The organism is Bacteroides gallinarum DSM 18171 = JCM 13658 (genome assembly GCF_000374365.1).
Classification (GTDB): domain Bacteria; phylum Bacteroidota; class Bacteroidia; order Bacteroidales; family Bacteroidaceae; genus Bacteroides; species Bacteroides gallinarum.
Genome location: NZ_KB894117.1, coordinates 64349 through 79466 on the forward strand (window position 1 = coordinate 64349; position 15118 = coordinate 79466).

Annotated in this window: 20 protein-coding genes; 14 read left to right on the forward strand and 6 right to left on the reverse strand. The window is 51.8% G+C overall.

The features are described 5' to 3' along the window. Nucleotides 1–4 precede the first annotated feature (4 nt). The 11 genes from C233_RS0103105 to C233_RS0103155 are packed head-to-tail and all read left to right on the forward strand — an operon-like array spanning nucleotide 5 to nucleotide 7749. A complete protein-coding gene (locus tag C233_RS0103105; RefSeq protein WP_005807087.1) occupies nucleotides 5–763 on the forward strand; it encodes a DUF5045 domain-containing protein in 759 nt (252 codons plus the stop codon). 21 nt (nucleotides 764–784) lie between these two features. Continuing rightward, nucleotides 785–1918, forward strand: a complete 1134-nt coding sequence (locus C233_RS0103110; RefSeq protein ID WP_005807089.1) for a hypothetical protein — start codon at nucleotides 785–787, stop codon at nucleotides 1916–1918. 42 nt (nucleotides 1919–1960) lie between these two features. Continuing rightward, nucleotides 1961–2353: a hypothetical protein gene (locus C233_RS0103115; RefSeq protein ID WP_005807091.1), complete on the forward strand. Its 393-nt coding sequence runs from the start codon at nucleotides 1961–1963 to the stop codon at nucleotides 2351–2353. Nucleotides 2354–2359: 6 nt separating this feature from the next. Beyond that, nucleotides 2360–2974 (forward strand): conjugative transposon protein TraK, encoded by a 615-nt coding sequence (gene traK, locus C233_RS0103120; RefSeq protein WP_005807093.1) that lies wholly within the window; start codon nucleotides 2360–2362, stop codon nucleotides 2972–2974. A 12-nt stretch (nucleotides 2975–2986) separates the two neighbouring features. Then, on the forward strand, nucleotides 2987–3376 hold the full coding sequence (locus tag C233_RS0103125) for a hypothetical protein (protein WP_005807095.1): 390 nt from the start codon (nucleotides 2987–2989) through the stop codon (nucleotides 3374–3376). After that, a complete protein-coding gene (gene traM / locus C233_RS0103130) occupies nucleotides 3373–4518 on the forward strand; it encodes a conjugative transposon protein TraM (protein WP_005807097.1) in 1146 nt (381 codons plus the stop codon). Before C233_RS0103125 ends, traM begins: the two co-directional genes overlap by 4 nt. 14 nt (nucleotides 4519–4532) lie before the next feature. Beyond that, complete coding sequence (locus C233_RS0103135) at nucleotides 4533–4886, forward strand: hypothetical protein (RefSeq protein WP_005807100.1); 354 nt, start codon at nucleotides 4533–4535, stop codon at nucleotides 4884–4886. Continuing rightward, nucleotides 4883–5662, forward strand: a complete 780-nt coding sequence (locus C233_RS0103140) for a DNA-methyltransferase (protein WP_005807102.1) — start codon at nucleotides 4883–4885, stop codon at nucleotides 5660–5662. Before C233_RS0103135 ends, C233_RS0103140 begins: the two co-directional genes overlap by 4 nt. Nucleotides 5663–5708: 46 nt before the next feature. Next, nucleotides 5709–6560, forward strand: a complete 852-nt coding sequence (traN, locus tag C233_RS0103145) for a conjugative transposon protein TraN (RefSeq protein WP_032534606.1) — start codon at nucleotides 5709–5711, stop codon at nucleotides 6558–6560. Then, nucleotides 6557–7069, forward strand: coding sequence for a hypothetical protein (locus C233_RS0103150; protein ID WP_005807106.1), 513 nt, complete (start codon nucleotides 6557–6559; stop codon nucleotides 7067–7069). The genes traN and C233_RS0103150 overlap by 4 nt, the downstream gene beginning before the upstream one ends. 8 nt (nucleotides 7070–7077) lie before the next feature. After that, nucleotides 7078–7749: an Lcl C-terminal domain-containing protein gene (locus tag C233_RS0103155; RefSeq protein ID WP_005807109.1), complete on the forward strand. Its 672-nt coding sequence runs from the start codon at nucleotides 7078–7080 to the stop codon at nucleotides 7747–7749. A 48-nt stretch (nucleotides 7750–7797) separates the two neighbouring features. On the opposite strand, the gene C233_RS0103160 is transcribed toward C233_RS0103155, so the two are convergent. Then, on the reverse strand, nucleotides 7798–8790 hold the full coding sequence (locus C233_RS0103160) for a nucleotidyl transferase AbiEii/AbiGii toxin family protein (protein ID WP_005807111.1): 993 nt from the start codon (nucleotides 8788–8790) through the stop codon (nucleotides 7798–7800). Next, on the reverse strand, nucleotides 8787–9506 hold the full coding sequence (locus C233_RS0103165; RefSeq protein ID WP_005816027.1) for a DUF6088 family protein: 720 nt from the start codon (nucleotides 9504–9506) through the stop codon (nucleotides 8787–8789). The genes C233_RS0103160 and C233_RS0103165 overlap by 4 nt, the downstream gene beginning before the upstream one ends. Before the next feature lie 151 nt (nucleotides 9507–9657). Between C233_RS0103165 and C233_RS0103170 the strand changes: the two genes are divergently transcribed. The 3 genes from C233_RS0103170 to C233_RS0103180 all read left to right on the forward strand — a co-directional run bounded on the left by C233_RS0103170 (nucleotide 9658) and on the right by C233_RS0103180 (nucleotide 13084). After that, nucleotides 9658–11844, forward strand: coding sequence for a type IV secretory system conjugative DNA transfer family protein (locus tag C233_RS0103170; protein WP_005807115.1), 2187 nt, complete (start codon nucleotides 9658–9660; stop codon nucleotides 11842–11844). Continuing rightward, nucleotides 11841–12374 carry a glycoside hydrolase family protein gene (locus C233_RS0103175; protein ID WP_005807116.1) on the forward strand — a complete coding sequence of 178 codons (534 nt, stop codon included), beginning with the start codon at nucleotides 11841–11843 and terminating at the stop codon, nucleotides 12372–12374. The genes C233_RS0103170 and C233_RS0103175 overlap by 4 nt, the downstream gene beginning before the upstream one ends. Nucleotides 12375–12694: 320 nt before the next feature. Next, nucleotides 12695–13084: a WG repeat-containing protein gene (locus C233_RS0103180; protein WP_018666016.1), complete on the forward strand. Its 390-nt coding sequence runs from the start codon at nucleotides 12695–12697 to the stop codon at nucleotides 13082–13084. Nucleotides 13085–13149: 65 nt separating this feature from the next. Here the strand turns inward: C233_RS0103180 and C233_RS0103185 are convergent, their stop codons facing one another. The 4 genes from C233_RS0103185 to C233_RS0103210 all read right to left on the reverse strand — a co-directional run bounded on the left by C233_RS0103185 (nucleotide 13150) and on the right by C233_RS0103210 (nucleotide 15085). Beyond that, nucleotides 13150–13518 (reverse strand): hypothetical protein, encoded by a 369-nt coding sequence (locus C233_RS0103185; protein ID WP_005807120.1) that lies wholly within the window; start codon nucleotides 13516–13518, stop codon nucleotides 13150–13152. Nucleotides 13519–13551: 33 nt separating this feature from the next. After that, entirely contained in the window at nucleotides 13552–13824 is a 273-nt protein-coding gene (locus C233_RS0103190) for a hypothetical protein (protein WP_005807122.1), read from the reverse strand. A 7-nt stretch (nucleotides 13825–13831) separates the two neighbouring features. Further along, on the reverse strand, nucleotides 13832–14110 hold the full coding sequence (locus C233_RS0103195; RefSeq protein ID WP_005807124.1) for an RNA-binding protein: 279 nt from the start codon (nucleotides 14108–14110) through the stop codon (nucleotides 13832–13834). A gap of 531 nt (nucleotides 14111–14641) precedes the next feature. Further along, the gene (locus C233_RS0103210; RefSeq protein ID WP_005807125.1) at nucleotides 14642–15085 is read right to left on the reverse strand and encodes a JAB domain-containing protein; all 444 of its coding nucleotides are present in this window, start codon (nucleotides 15083–15085) and stop codon (nucleotides 14642–14644) included. Nucleotides 15086–15118 lie beyond the last annotated feature (33 nt).

Sequence of the window (15118 nt, forward strand, 5' to 3'; positions counted from 1 at the left end):
AAAGATGAACAGAAAACTCATGCTCATGACGGTTGCGATCATTGCAACAGCAACGGCACAGGCGCAGTATGTGACCTATAACCACGACTCGCCGAAGCAGAACCAGATTACGGTCATGGAAACCGGTGCGGGCTCCCTCACGCCGGAACTGTACTACTGGGCATTACACAACAAATACAAGAAATCGGCAGCGGCAAAGAACAAACTGGGGTTCCGCACGACAGCCGGCATCAACCTCTATAACCAGACGGACGAAGCCGAATCCATCGATTCGGCATTGGTGAGCCGCGCGAAAATAGAGGCCCTGAACGTGGCAGACCGACAGGCTGATATCGCCTGGCTTGCCGAAGGTGACAAGATCAACGGCCAGATGGAAAGGATGAAGCGTAACATCGACCGTATCCTTCCTGCCGGGGGCACCCCGGAGGACAGGGAACGCTGGACGGAATACTACCATGTTTTCCAGTGCGCCATTGATGCTACCAGGGATGCCTATATGCCCAATGCGCAGCGGAAGAAAGAGTATCTGCGAATCTACGAAGACGTGGTGCAGCAGAATGAGATTCTTGTCAGCTATCTCGCCAAACGGCAGAATGCCACCCTGACGAGCAACCTGCTGAACGCGACCTCGGACCGTACCTTGGACAAAGGCAGCGTCATCAGGGAAGCCATGAGCCGCTGGAACGAATCGCGTCTCGCGGTGCGTGGCTCACAGTCGGGCGGCAGTTCCGGAGGTGACGGTGAAGAGAGTGTAAACAGGTGAAACTAAAAAGACAGACGGCAAATGGCAGACGGAAATATACTCACTGATTTCGGTATCAATCTTCTTGAGGAGGAGATTGACGATGTGATTTTTCAAACGAACGAGTTCCTCACGGACGCGACGTTTACGGGTTCGCAGGGGCCGTTCTGGTGGATACTGCAGATGTGCATGGCTCTGGCCGCCTTGTTCTCGCTTGTCATGGCGGCAGGTATGGCCTACAAGATGATGGTGAAGCATGAGCCGCTGGATGTGATGAAGCTGTTCAGACCGCTGGCTGTTTCCATCGTTCTCTGCTGGTGGTATCCGCCTGCAGACACGGGTATGGCCGGCAGCGGAAGCAACTGGTGTTTTCTGGACTTCCTATCCTACATCCCGAACTGCATCGGTTCGTACACGCATGACCTGTACGAGGCGGAAGCCACACAGATAGCGGACAAGTTCGAGGAAGTGCAGCAGCTCATCCACGTAAGGGACACGATGTACCACAGCCTGCAGGCACAGGCGGATGTCGCCCACACGGGAACATCAGACCCCAACCTTATCGAGGCGACCATGGAACAGACCGGTGTGGATGAAGTGACCAGCATGGAAAAGGATGCGGCGGAACTGTGGTTCACCTCCTTGACGGCCGGTGTCGTCGTGGGAATAGACAAAATCATCATGCTGATTGCCCTTGTCGTGTTCCGCATAGGCTGGTGGGCGACGATCTACTGCCAGCAGATATTGCTCGGTATGCTGACGATATTCGGCCCGTTGCAATGGGCGTTCTCTCTGCTGCCGAAATGGGAAGGTTCCTGGGCAAAATGGCTGACACGTTACCTGACGGTACATTTCTACGGGGCCATGCTCTACTTCGTGGGCTTCTATGTATTGCTCCTTTTCGACATCGTGCTGTGCATCCAGGTGGAAAACCTGACCGCAATCACGGCCAGCGAGCAGACAATGGCGGCCTACCTGCAGAACAGTTTCTTCTCCGCCGGTTATCTGATGGCGGCAAGCATTGTAGCCTTGAAATGTCTGAACCTTGTACCTGACCTTGCGGCGTGGATGATACCGGAGGGCGACACGGCCTTCAGTACGAGAAATTTTGGAGAAGGCGTGGCACAGCAGGCCAAGATGACAGCGACAGGCGGTATCGGGGCAATCATGAGATAAGATAAAAAACATATAAACAACAATCCTTAAAAATAAAAAAGTATGAACGTACAAGAACAAATCAAAGAATGGTATCAAGACAGACGGTTCGTGAACTATGTGAATATGCGCGTACAAGAAGAAATCCGTCATGTATCGGAACAACGTCCCGACCAGAAGTACAAGGAACTGGACGATGCCTTTGACCTGGATGATCGGTATTTCGTCCCACTGACGACTTATCTGACCTATCGCCTGCAACTCGCCAAGTTGCAGAAAAACAGATCGAAACGCAGGCGTGGCATCTGGTGGGTGTTTGTGCAGATAGTCATACTGAGACTTTATACGGAAATCACCACCAAGGAGTTTGAGAAACTCCAAAAGGAGTCATACGGAGCAATCATACCGATGCTGCACAATGAATATGTAATGAAGTTGAATAGAATAAGACAATAAACCGATATGATTATCAAGCATCTGGAAAACAAGATACGGCTGGTGGGCATTATCTGCACGGCTTTTCTCGTGGGATGTGTCATCATCAGCGTATCGAGCATCTGGACAGCCAGGACAATGGTGTCGGATGCACAGAAAAAGGTGTACGTGCTGGACGGCAACGTGCCCATTCTTGTCAACCGCACCACAATGGAGGAAACGCTCGATGTGGAAGCCAAAAGCCATGTGGAGATGTTCCACCACTATTTCTTCACCTTGCCGCCTGATGATAAATACATCAAATACACGATGGAAAAGGCGATGTATCTGGTGGACGAAACAGGTCTGGCGCAATATAACACTCTTAAGGAGAAAGGTTTTTACTCCAACATCCTCGGCACGAGTGCCGTGTTCTCGATTTATTGTGACAGCATCCGCTTTGACAAGAGCACCATGGAGTTCACCTATTACGGCCGCCAGCGAATCGAACGCAGAAGCAACATCCTGATGCGTGAGCTGGTGACAGCCGGTCAGCTCAAGCGTGTACCGAGAACGGAGAACAACCCTCACGGTCTGCTGATAGTGAACTGGCGCACTCTCCTTAACAAGGATATAGAACAGAAAAGCAAGAGCAACTATTAAACAATCAAGGATATGAACATCAAGGGATTCAGACGGATGCTGCTGGGCGAAAAGATGCCTGACAGGAATGATCCGAAGTACAAGGAACGCTATGAGCGTGATGTGGAAGCCGGACGCAAGTTTGCCAAGGCGACCCGTATAGACAAGGCGGCAGCCAAGGTGCAGGGCTTTGCCAACGTGCACCGTACTCTTTTTCTGGTCATCGTGTTCGCTTTCGTGCTGGGCGGGCTGGCATGGAACATCTACCGTATAACAGTGGTATATCGTCACCAGCCGGCGGAGAGGACAGCGACAGAGATGCAGGATTCGGTATTGAGGGAGCGGCACAGGATGTTGCAGGAAGAGGAACTGAGGGAAACCGGGACAGGAAATACAAACCGTAGCAAAACAGACTTGCCATGAAAAAGATATTTGAGAAAATCAATTTCAGACAGCCGAAGTACATGCTCCCTGCCATTCTTTATATCCCTCTGCTCGGTGCGTCCTACTTCATATTCGACCTGTTTCATACTGAAACGGCGGATATACCGGACAAGACGCTGCAGACAACGGAATTCCTGAATCCGGAACTGCCGGAAGCGCAGATCAAGGATGACGGCATTGGCAGCAAATACGAGAACATGGAGAAATCGTGGGGCAAGATACAGGACTACTCGGCGGTCGGCAACATAGAAAGAGACGAACCTGATGAAAACAAGGAAGAATATGAATCACAATACACGCAGGATGACATCGCCCTGCTCGATGAGCAACAGCAGGAAAAAGCAGCGGCAGCGGAAATTGCCGCCGCCAAAGAGCGTGAACAGGAAGCACTCGCGGAGTTGGAAAAGGCCCTTGCCGAAGCACGGCTGAAAGGACAGAACATGGTGATGCCCCCTGAAGAGGCGGATACCACGGACACCGTTCCGCCGCAGAATGTACCGGAGGCCGGCACCATCGACGAGGAGAAACGTCCGGTGCAAGCACCGTCGGCAGACGAACCGCCCAGCGCGGTAGTCCGCAAGGTGAAGACCACCTCGGACTATTTCAACACGCTGGCGAAGGATGCCCGTGAACCGAAGCTGATCCAGGCCATCATAGACGAGGACATCAAGGCTGTGGACGGCTCGCGCATCAGGCTGCGCCTGCTGGATGACGTGGAAATAGACGAGTGCGTAGTGAAACGGGGTACGTACCTGTACGCCACGGTAAGCGGCTTCTCGTCCGGACGTGTCAAGGGAAACATCAACAGCATCCTTGTGGACGACGAGCTTGTGAAGGTCAGTCTCGCGCTTTATGACACGGACGGTATGGAGGGCCTGTATGTACCGAACAGCCAGTTCCGGGAAACGAGCAAGGATGTGGCCAGCAGTGCCATGTCGGGCAACATGAGCATGAGTACCGGAACTACAGGGAACAGCCTCGCCCAATGGGGAATGCAGGCGGTGAACAACGCTTACCAGAAGACGAGCAACGCCATCAGCAAGGCCATCAAGAAAAACAAGGTCAAGCTGAAATACGGGACTTTCGTCTATCTGGTCAATGGTCAGGAAAAAAGGAAATAAAAAGGTTCGAGACAATGGAAACAGATATTTCAAAACTACATGAGGGAACGGACGGCTTTTACTACGATGACTTCCTCGCTCCCGACAAGGCCGAAACATTCGTCGGGCAACTCGTGAGTACCCAATGGTGGCAGAAAGGTGGACGCTTCGCCCTAATATGCAACTTTCTGGCAGAGGACGGGCGGAAAATCGCCTTGTTCGCCTTCCAGAAATACACCGGCTTTTACGGGCCGGGAGACGGGGCGGTCAATTTCAAGCACGCGGAGATGAATACCTTCTGGGAGTGTGAGGTCCGGGAAAACCGGAAGGGACGTTGTACTTGGGCGAGTGCCCTGCAGCTTGGAGGGCCGAAAAACAACGCGATATGATAGAGACGGACAAGATATACAACATGGACTGCCTGGAAGGCATGAGCCGTATGCCGGAGGGAAGCGTCGATGCCATCATCGCCGACCTGCCTTACGGTGTATTGAACCGCGGCAACCGGTCAGCATGTTGGGACAGGCAGATACCCCTCGGTCCGCTGTGGGAGCAGTACCGTAGGATTATCAAGCCGGACAGTCCGATAATCCTGTTCGCCCAGGGAATATTCTCCGCGCATCTCATGCTTTCCCAACCGGGAATCTGGCGTTATAACCTCGTATGGCAGAAGGACCGTGTTACGGGCCATCTCAATGCCAACCGGATGCCGTTGCGCCAGCATGAGGACATTCTGGTGTTCTACATGAAGCAGCCCGTGTATCATCCGCAGATGACACCGTGCCCTCCCGAAAGGAGAAACCATGGACGCAGCATGACGGAAGGCAGTTTCACGAACCGGTGCTACGGGGAGATGAAGCTGGTACCGGTACGCATGGCGGACAACAAATATCCGACATCGGTCATTTTCATCCCGAAAGAACACAAGACAGGGGCATTCTATCATCCGACCCAGAAGCCTGTGGCACTGGTCGAGTACCTGATACGCACCTACACCGACGAGGGGGACACCGTGCTGGACAACTGCATCGGGTCCGGAACGACTGCCATTGCCGCAATCCGTTCGGGACGGCACTATATCGGATTCGAGACCGTGAAGGAGTACTGCGACATCGCCGAACTCCGTATCCGGGAAGAACTGGAGCGAATACATACGACGACATAAGGGTAAAAGAAAAACAAATGGAATATAAACAATCAACGACATGAATATGAATCTCAAGAAAATCGGAACGGTATTTCTTCTGACAGCCGGACTGCTGGGAACGCGGAATGCACAGGCGCAGACGACCTACGAGGAAATGGAACAACTGACGGTCAACGAACAGGTGACGACCGTCATCACGGCATCGGAGCCGGTACGCATGGTGGACATTTCCACCGACAAGGTGGTTGGCGACCAGCCTTTGGACAACATTGTACGGCTGAAACCCAAAGAAGCCGGGCACGAGGACGGCGAGGTGATTGCCATCGTGACCGTCATCACGGAACGCTACCGCACGCAATACGCGCTGGTTTACACCACACGGCTTAAGGAAGCCGTAACGGACAAGGAGATACTCCCTCACGAGCGCAACGCCTACAACAATCCGGCAGTATCGATGTCAACCGCCGAGATGACGCGCTTTGCCAGACGGATCTGGAACTCTCCGGCGAGAATCAGGAATGTGGCCACCAAGGCACACCGTATGGTGATGCGCCTGAACAACATATACTCTGTCGGGGACTACTTCTTCATAGACTTTTCCATAGAGAACAAGACGAACATCCGTTTCGACATCGATGAGATCAGGGTAAAGCTCGTTGACAAGAAACTCGCCAAGGCCACCAACGCCCAGACTATCGAGCTTACTCCGGCGATGATACTGGAACCGGGAAAGACATTCCGACATGGCTACAGGAATGTGCTTGTCATCAAGAAGATGACCTTCCCGAACGACAAGCTGCTGACTGTCGAAATGACGGAAAAGCAAATCAGCGGCCGCAATATCAGCCTGAACATCGATTATGAGGATGTGTTGTCTGCCGATTCGTTTAACGCTGACCTGCTGGAGGAGGAATGATTATGAGAAAGACTCTGATTCTGATGTTTGCCTGCATGTGCCTTGCCTTCAGCGCGAACGCACAACGCAACAGCGGCCGTCTTTCACTGGGGGTCGGGCTGCTTTACAGGAACGGTATGGACGTGACGTTTTCATACGAACATGAAATGAACTACCGGCACGCGTGGGAGTTCTTTGCCAACGGCTACCTGCAGTGGGCCGAATGCGGCCCGTGCGGCCATATCTGTCCGGAATCCTTCTGGCGCAACTACCGCACCTATGGCTTTGGCGTGGCATACAAGCCTTGCGTGGTACGGGGCCGCAATCATTACGGCAACCTGCGTATAGGAGCTTCGGCAGGAAGCGACACGAAGAAGTTCCTGGGCGGCCTGCATTTCGGTTACGAGCACAATTACGTGCTGCGGTCCGGATGGACGCTGTACTGGCAGGCGAAGAGTGATTTGATGATAAAGGGCGCGGATCTGCTTCGGGTAGGTGTAGCCCTTGGTGTGAAACTACCGATAAAATAAGGGAAAAGATGAAACAGAACATTTTCAGAAAGGTGAGCCGGTTCGTACCGGTACTTGTCGCAGCAGTCGCCGTGACAGGTTGTGACGCGCATATAGACGTACCGGACACGGCTGTCCGCCCGGGACATGTCCTGTGCGAGGACGGAACGGCCTTGTCCTACACGGAATACCAGCAATCCGGGAAAAAGGCTGTGGCCGTCGTGTTCGACACCCGGCAGCATGAGGGTGCGGAAGGAAACGGCTACGCGGTTTACCTGTGGGACATCACCCCGCAGGCATTTGCCGACAGCCTCGGTATTGCCCAAGGCACATCTGCGGACCTCGCGGCACATGACGGCAATGCCAATACATTCGCTCTATATGAAACGAAGGAAACGGCTTCGCCGATGGCGGAAGCGGTCTTTGACCTCTGGTGTTACGGGCAGAGCGCATACGTTCCGTCGGTGGCACAGATGCGTCTGCTATATACTATCCGGGAAACGGTAAATCCTGTCATCGAACAGTGCGGGGGCGATCCGTTGCCCCTGACCGACGGCGACTGCTGGTACTGGACATCCACGGAAGTGGCCGAACAGGAAACGGCAAAAGCCTGGCTTTACTCGATGGGCAGCGGAGCCATACAGGAAACACCCAAGACACAGGCGCACAAGGTACGCCCGATTATAACCATCAACCGGTAAACCAGAGATATACGATTGCGTTCTTTGACATTGTTGGACAACATACGATTACAAACCAGAGCCGAATTCACGCAGTAATGCCATCAAGCGACGTATGCTTTCCTCGACATCCGAGGGGGCCGGAATGGCACGATATGCCAAATCCGGGAGTTCACCCATGTAAACTGTCTGCAAGTTGCCCCAAACCTGCGGCAGATCTGTCATCAACGGGGACTCCTCCAGTCGCCGGTCACGCCAGCCTTCGGGCTTGTCAAAGCTCTGCCGGTCGTGTTCGAGCAGTGACCTGAAATCTTCGGGGAAAGCATCGCTATGAAGATACGTGAGGCACTCTTCATCTTTCAGCAGATGATGCAGATCGTAGAAATGACGGATTTTGGCCGTCAACTGCGGCATATACAGATTGGCCAGCGAGCATCGGATGAGTGACACCAATTTCTCGGTCAGCGTGCGGCGACGGTCAAGCACATTGACCTCGAACGGCTGCATCCCGTATTCCTCTATCATACGGTTGTTGCCGGTAGCCTGCAGGAACTCTGTCAGGAAACTGCAGAGAGAACGCCGCTCGAAAGGATATGGATTGGCAAAACTGTTGATTTCTACCAGGAGTTGCCCAGCCCGGATTGCTCCGACCTGTTCCGTATCTATGGCCCGTGGATAGGTGTAAAACGCCTTGTGGTAATGCGATCCCTTGCTTGTCATGCCGGGGATGACCAGTTCCTCCAGTCCGGCTGTCATATTCTTCGATGTACGGCGTATGAGGTTCTTTAGCTGGTTTCCGCTCAGTGTCCATGCTTCGGCGATGGCCACGTCAATGTCCTCGGAGAAACGTGCCCCGATGCCGTAGGCCTTGGTCAGGGAAGTTCCGCCCTTGAAAATGGCACGATTATCCTTGTCTCCGGTAGCCATAAGCGACAGCGAACGACAGATCCAATAGTCTTTCTCGATAAAGATACTCTTGATGCCGAGTCCGCCGTCCTGTACCGGACGTGCAGCCGCTTCTATGGCATCGGCAAACAGTTGCTGATTCTCGTGTAGTCTCATACGATGTTCCATTTTAATTTGGTGGGTAAAGCCTGTGCGGTGACAGGAAGTTTGTAGGTCGTGACCCCATTGAGTGTCGCACGCAATTGTCGGGTGTCAGCTCCAAGACTGTCCAGAATGGCACCCAGCAATGCCCGGACATACGGCTGGTAATTTTCGGCCAGGTCCGCCAGTTTCTCCAGATCGCCTTCGGACAGAGCGGCTATCAGCCGAGCAACGCCCCGCACACAATCGTCAGGTGATGTTGCCGGAATCTCACGGAGCAATTTGAGCGCGTCAAGGATCAGCAGCAGAGGAATGTTCTCCCGTGTGATTGCATTAGGCTGTACAAGGAAGGACACGCTGTATTCGCCCCGTTTCATAGGCCGGCGGTATTTGTTCGTGCCTATCGTAATGGCCGATGTGATCTGTGTCGTCAACCCCAACTGCGCAAATGCTGCCGTACCGGTCATATAGCCGATTGGCTTGCCGTTACGTTCCAGAAGGTCCTTGACCACCTCTGCCACCGGAGGCTTCAATGTGCCGAACACCGTCTGTTTAGGCTTGTAGTACCGTCCTTTGGCAATCTTGCAGATAGAGCCTTCTGCCACCAGACGGCTGAGTGCCTTGACCAACGCAGGCTGGTACTCCGGCAGCACATTGAAATCGGCAATGGTAAGCACCTTGCCCGGAGGCGTGGCGTCCAGTATTTCCTGTACCTGTTTAGTAATCACCATAATCGAATCGTTTTGTTCCGGATGCAAATATAAGAAAAGTCTTGTTTTTTACTGCAAAAACATGACATTTATTTTCGTCTGAATCAAAATAATCAAGTCCAACAATATCCGAGGCGATCAGAACCACAACCCAATAAAAAAGCTATAAAAAATGGAAGAAAGCAAAGAGTTACAAGGATTCTACAAGATATTCCGTGCAGTCGTCTATGTGTCGGTTCTGCTGGAGTTCTTCGAGTATGCCATTGACCCGGCAGTATTCGACCAGTGGGGCGGCATACTGACTGACATCCACGGACGTATCAAGCGATGGACGATCTATCAGGACGGCCATCTCGTGTACAGCAAGATAGCCACGATACTGCTGATCTGCATCACCTGTATCGGTACGAGGAACAAGAAGCATCTGGAGTTCAACGCCCGCAAGCAGGTGATTTTTCCCCTGACCGGCGGACTGCTTCTGCTTGTCCTGTCCGTATGGCTGTTCGGACATCCGATGGAAATGCGGCTCTATACGCTGCCGCTGAACCGTATCCTATACATGGCGGCTTCGCTCGTGGGAGTGATACTGGTACATATAGCCCTGGACAATATCTCCAAGTTCATCAAGGAGGGCCTGATGAAGGACCGCTTCAACTTCGAGAACGAGAGTTTCGAGCAGAGCGAAGAGATTCAGGAGAACAAATACAGCGTGAATATCCCGATGCGCTACTATTACAAGGGGAAGTTCCGCAAGGGATGGGTCAGTATCAGCAACCCTTTCCGCGGGACGTGGGTCGTGGGAACTCCCGGCTCGGGTAAAACATTCAGTATCATTGAACCGTTCATCCGTCAGCACAGTGCCAAGGGGTTTGCCATGGTTGTATATGACTATAAATTCCCGACACTTGCCACGAAGCTTTACTACCATTACAAGCTGAACGAGAAACTTGGAAGAGTTCCCAAGGGGTGCAAGTTCAACATGATCAACTTCGTGGACGTGGAATACAGCCGTCGTGTCAATCCTATTCAGGCAAAATACATCAACAACCTGGCGGCAGCCAGTGAGACGGCGGAAACCCTGCTCGAGTCATTGCAGAAGGGCAAGAAGGAAGGTGGCGGCGGAAGCGACCAGTTTTTCCAGACATCCGCTGTGAACTTCCTTGCTGCCTGCATCTATTTCTTTGTCAATTACGAACGGGAGCCGTATGACAAGGACGGAAACATGCTGTATGCGGAGAAACGTCAGGACCCGGAAACCAAATTCTGGAAGCCGACCGGAGTCGTGCGTGACAAAGAGGGCGGCAACATCGTGGAGCCGGCCTACTGGCTGGGAAAGTATTCGGACATGCCGCACATATTATCGTTCCTGAACGAAAGTTATCAGACCATCTTTGAGGTACTGGAGACTGACAACGAGGTGGCACCGCTGCTCGGGCCGTTCCAGACTGCCTTCAGGAACAAGGCCATGGAGCAGTTGGAAGGTATGATCGGTACGCTGCGTGTCTATACGTCCCGTCTGGCGACCAAGGAATCGTACTGGATATTCCACCGTGACGGGGATGACTTTGACCTGAAGGTGAGCGATCCGAAGAACCCGAGCTACCTGCTCATCGCCAACGACCCGGAGATGGAGAGCATTATCGGTGCGCTGAACGCCCTTATCCTGAACCGTCTTGTCACCCGAGTGAATACAGGCCAAGGGAAGAACATCCCGGTGAGCATCATCGTGGACGAGCTGCCGACGCTGTATTTCCACAAGATAGACCGACTGATAGGAACTGCCCGAAGCAACAAGGTGAGCGTGACCTTGGGATTCCAGGAGCTGCCGCAGCTGGAGGCCGACTACGGCAAGGTAGGTATGCAGAAGATCATCACGACCGTGGGTAACGTGGTCAGCGGTTCGGCCCGCTCGAAAGAGACACTGGAATGGCTGTCGAATGACATTTTCGGTAAGGTCGTGCAAGTGAAGAAGGGCGTGACCATTGACCGTGACAAGACCAGCATTAACCTGAACGAGAACATGGACAGTCTGGTGCCGGCATCAAAGATTTCCGATATGGCAACGGGATGGATATGCGGGCAGACAGCGAGGGACTTCGTGAAAACCAAGACCGGCGTAGGCGGCTCGATGAACATTCAGGAGTCGGAAGAGTTCAAGACCACAAAGTTTTTCTGCAAGACGGACTTCGATATGGGAGAGATAAAGAAAGAGGAAGCCGCGTATGTGCCGCTGCCGAGATTCTACACCTTCAAATCGAGGGAGGAACGGGAACGCATCCTGTACAAGAACTTCGTGCAGGTGGGTCAGGACGTGAAGGAGATGATCAAGGATGTGTTGAACAAACGGGGTGCGAAATGAAGCACGTAAGGATGTTTGTCATCATACTGCTGGTATCTGCAGTGGCAACAGTCTATGGGAAGGAAAGGCATGGGACAGAAACGGGAACTGCCCAACTGTCCATATACAAGCTGCCACCGCTGGAGAGGGCAATCAGATGCACGAAATACTATGAGGGTTGGCATGGTGAGAAAAAACATTGGCCCTATGTGGGATGGGGTCATAAGGTTCTTCCCGGAGAGAGTTTTACCAACGACATCACAAAAGCTCAGGGAGACTCCATCCTGCGAGCGGACATGATGAAACTTTGCCGTCTGTTCAGCAGATTCGGGCGTGATTCTACGTTGCTCTCGTGTCTTGCCTACCAGGTAGGCCCGTACCGGCTTTTAGGTAGCAAAGACTTTCCCAAAAGCAAGCTGATACAAAAACTGGAAGCCGGAAACAGGGATATTTACAAGGAGTACATTTCCTTCCGCTGCTATAAAGGCAAGGTAGTTCCGAGCATCGAGCGGAGAAGGAAGGTGGAATATCTGCTGCTTTTTGAAGAGTAAAAAAGAAGGGAGAATCTTTCGGTGTATTTCCGTCAATTTTCCAGGATAGAAAAGAAATATTTCACAAAAGCGAGAGAACAAGCCTATTACCGCCGATATCCTGAAAAAAAAGGATAAAAAATATTTCTGGCTTCAGTTACTATTGCCGCTTGGTCTGTGGCTGATTGATTTGTGTTTAATCTTCTGGCTTTTTACTTGGTATCATTGAATGGAATATGGAGAAAAGAAGACATGAATATAATCAGGGAAAGAAGGATGCTGTTCTGCCGTTTCAACATGCAGTTCCTGCTGCCTTGACATTAACAAATACAGATTATCAAATGAAAACAACCCGCATCATGAACAAGATTATCATTTATCTGAGTGCCGTATTGCTGCTGTGCAGTTGCGGCAGTGCAAGACATTATGCAGCGTTTCAATATGACAACGGAGACGACTATGTAAGTGAAGGACTGTACCGCATAGTGGACCGGAAAGGGCGTATCGGTTACGCAGACGAGACAGGCAAGACCGTCATCCGTCCTCGTTTTGCCTTCGGCTATCCATTCGAGGGTGGCAAGGCGAAAGTCACCGATTCGGGGGAACGGAAAGAGGTGGCAGGCTCCGGCAGCGAGCACTGGTATTGGGAAAGTGATGACTGGTACTACATTGACAAACAAGGGAACCGGTGTGAGAATCAAGATACAGACAAGGACAAAACACATCCATAACACAGCAATAACCCCGGAGGTTCAGACGCGAGCCTTCGGGGTTAGCCTATAAGTACAGTACTTCCTCAATTGCCAAATCCGAATGACATGGCTGCCTGTTCACAGAAGCGTGCATATTCCTCTTTGTCAGTTCCGCTTTCAATATGGCGGTCTATCAGTTCTCCCAGTTCATCGAAGCAGACTTCGTCACTGAGGCACTCTATGTCTGTCCCGTTCCGGAGATATACTTCATAATAGTCCGAGCCGTTCAGACAGATCAGCACTTCCCCTTGGAAGAGTCTTCCGTTTACATGGAATTTCAGTCCCGGCAGGTCATTGAATACTGTTGCCATAAACTCCCCGATGCCCCATGACATAAGGACCGGCGTGTCGGTCATCGTTACCAGCTGTTCGCGAATTGTCGCAGCCACTCTCATTACATACTCTTTATCCATAATCTTGATTTTTAATAGATTTATATATTCATTTTATTCAAACCATTCCGGGTTGTCTTCTTTCAGCATCTCAACCAGCTCGTCATCCGGCAGCTCAAGACTTCCGGCATCGGTGAAGAAAAAAATCTCATCGTATAATTTCTCAGCCTCCTTACTCGCAAAGCCCTCGTTCTCGCTGTCGAAACTACCGGGCTGGAGTGCGTCAAGCAAACCTGTTGAGCCGATAAGGAGTTCTTCACCTTCATTTGATTTCACCACACGGCAAGAATAAGTTCTGCCGGCAAATTCCACCTCTTTCTTTTTCATCGGTCTATCACTTTAATGGTATGTTTCTCCCGTGTTCTTTCAGGTACTCCATGATACATTTCGCTTCCTCGTGCGAAGCCATATTGCGTTCGTCGTACCTGCGGCTGTCATCCGCCATAACCTTGATGCACTCTTTAATCAACCTATACAGGCTTTGCTGCAGTGTCGGGTGCATGGTCGGTATTGCTGCTGCAAATCGAGCCGGATTGAAACTGTAATTGTTGACTGCCATTTCCCAGTCTTTAGCGAGACGGTACTCTCTGCTTTCTTTGATGTCCTTGTCCATAATTCTGATATTTAACGATTTTGTTTTTCTTCCCTCTGTTCGGCCTCCTTTTCGGAGGAGCCGCTTCGGGATTTACGGTGCATCGATAGACGGTCGTCAAAGCCTCTCCCGATGTTTTTTCCTGCCAATTACTCTTTCAGAGAAAGGAAGAATTTGCAGGAAATGCACTTCAAAACGGAGGGAACAGGCTCGACCGCCTACATTCGCACCAGTAAAGTCCACGCGGCGACGGGAAGGACGACGAAAGAAGAAATGACTCTCATGTCAATACAAGAGGGAAAATAGAAAGGGATAAGGGTGGTGGCGGGGGCTTATGACGGACGGCGTTAAAACAGGTGCCGCTATAAAGGTTCCCGGAGCGGCCGATGGCAGAATACGGCCCGTGCCGGATTCCGTCATCAGCCACAGATCCGGACCGGAGTGCTTACAGCAGCCCAGGGCTGCCGTCGTGCATGAAGGTTTTATAACAGTCTCCGCCTGGCGCACATGAGGGCGGCAGTATAACGGGATTTGCCGTGAAAAGAGATGCTGTCAAAGCATCCCTTCGTCCGCGTAGCTCAGATAGCCTGTATCCGAGAGGATGATATGGTCAAGGAGAGTGATGTCAAGGATTTCGCAGGCTTTCTTGAGTTTGCTTGTGATGGCATTGTCACTGGAGCTGGCCACCATGTTGCCTGACGGGTGGTTGTGGCTGAGGATTATGCCCGAGGCATGGGCCAGAAGAGCCGTCTGCAGGATGATACGGACATCCACAACGGTCTGGCTGATGCCGCATTTTGATATGCAGGAGAGTCCGAGAAGCCTGTTGGCTTGATTGAGGAACATCACCCAGCATTCCTCATGATGCTGCATACATTCATCGTATGCCTCCTTGAAGATGTCGTAGCTCACTCTGGAGGAGTTTACCAAGGTACGTTTTGCAGCATCGGCATCCTTGTAATTTACTGAAATCTGAGGGAAAGAAAATGTATTCATAATAACGAAGATTTAAGGTGAAACAATTTTTTT

What these genes read in the sequence shown, in the direction of transcription:
- C233_RS0103105 (WP_005807087.1), top strand. Translation starts at nt 5, where the DNA reads ATGAACAGAAAACTCATGCTCATGACGGTTGCGATCATTGCAACAGCA.
- C233_RS0103110 (WP_005807089.1), top strand. Translation starts at nt 785, where the DNA reads ATGGCAGACGGAAATATACTCACTGATTTCGGTATCAATCTTCTTGAG.
- C233_RS0103115 (WP_005807091.1), top strand. Translation starts at nt 1,961, where the DNA reads ATGAACGTACAAGAACAAATCAAAGAATGGTATCAAGACAGACGGTTC.
- traK (WP_005807093.1), top strand. Translation starts at nt 2,360, where the DNA reads ATGATTATCAAGCATCTGGAAAACAAGATACGGCTGGTGGGCATTATC.
- C233_RS0103125 (WP_005807095.1), top strand. Translation starts at nt 2,987, where the DNA reads ATGAACATCAAGGGATTCAGACGGATGCTGCTGGGCGAAAAGATGCCT.
- traM (WP_005807097.1), top strand. Translation starts at nt 3,373, where the DNA reads ATGAAAAAGATATTTGAGAAAATCAATTTCAGACAGCCGAAGTACATG.
- C233_RS0103135 (WP_005807100.1), top strand. Translation starts at nt 4,533, where the DNA reads ATGGAAACAGATATTTCAAAACTACATGAGGGAACGGACGGCTTTTAC.
- C233_RS0103140 (WP_005807102.1), top strand. Translation starts at nt 4,883, where the DNA reads ATGATAGAGACGGACAAGATATACAACATGGACTGCCTGGAAGGCATG.
- traN (WP_032534606.1), top strand. Translation starts at nt 5,709, where the DNA reads ATGAATCTCAAGAAAATCGGAACGGTATTTCTTCTGACAGCCGGACTG.
- C233_RS0103150 (WP_005807106.1), top strand. Translation starts at nt 6,557, where the DNA reads ATGATTATGAGAAAGACTCTGATTCTGATGTTTGCCTGCATGTGCCTT.
- C233_RS0103155 (WP_005807109.1), top strand. Translation starts at nt 7,078, where the DNA reads ATGAAACAGAACATTTTCAGAAAGGTGAGCCGGTTCGTACCGGTACTT.
- C233_RS0103160 (WP_005807111.1), bottom strand. Translation starts at nt 8,790, where the DNA reads ATGAGACTACACGAGAATCAGCAACTGTTTGCCGATGCCATAGAAGCG.
- C233_RS0103165 (WP_005816027.1), bottom strand. Translation starts at nt 9,506, where the DNA reads ATGGTGATTACTAAACAGGTACAGGAAATACTGGACGCCACGCCTCCG.
- C233_RS0103170 (WP_005807115.1), top strand. Translation starts at nt 9,658, where the DNA reads ATGGAAGAAAGCAAAGAGTTACAAGGATTCTACAAGATATTCCGTGCA.
- C233_RS0103175 (WP_005807116.1), top strand. Translation starts at nt 11,841, where the DNA reads ATGAAGCACGTAAGGATGTTTGTCATCATACTGCTGGTATCTGCAGTG.
- C233_RS0103180 (WP_018666016.1), top strand. Translation starts at nt 12,695, where the DNA reads ATGAAAACAACCCGCATCATGAACAAGATTATCATTTATCTGAGTGCC.
- C233_RS0103185 (WP_005807120.1), bottom strand. Translation starts at nt 13,518, where the DNA reads ATGGATAAAGAGTATGTAATGAGAGTGGCTGCGACAATTCGCGAACAG.
- C233_RS0103190 (WP_005807122.1), bottom strand. Translation starts at nt 13,824, where the DNA reads ATGAAAAAGAAAGAGGTGGAATTTGCCGGCAGAACTTATTCTTGCCGT.
- C233_RS0103195 (WP_005807124.1), bottom strand. Translation starts at nt 14,110, where the DNA reads ATGGACAAGGACATCAAAGAAAGCAGAGAGTACCGTCTCGCTAAAGAC.
- C233_RS0103210 (WP_005807125.1), bottom strand. Translation starts at nt 15,085, where the DNA reads ATGAATACATTTTCTTTCCCTCAGATTTCAGTAAATTACAAGGATGCC.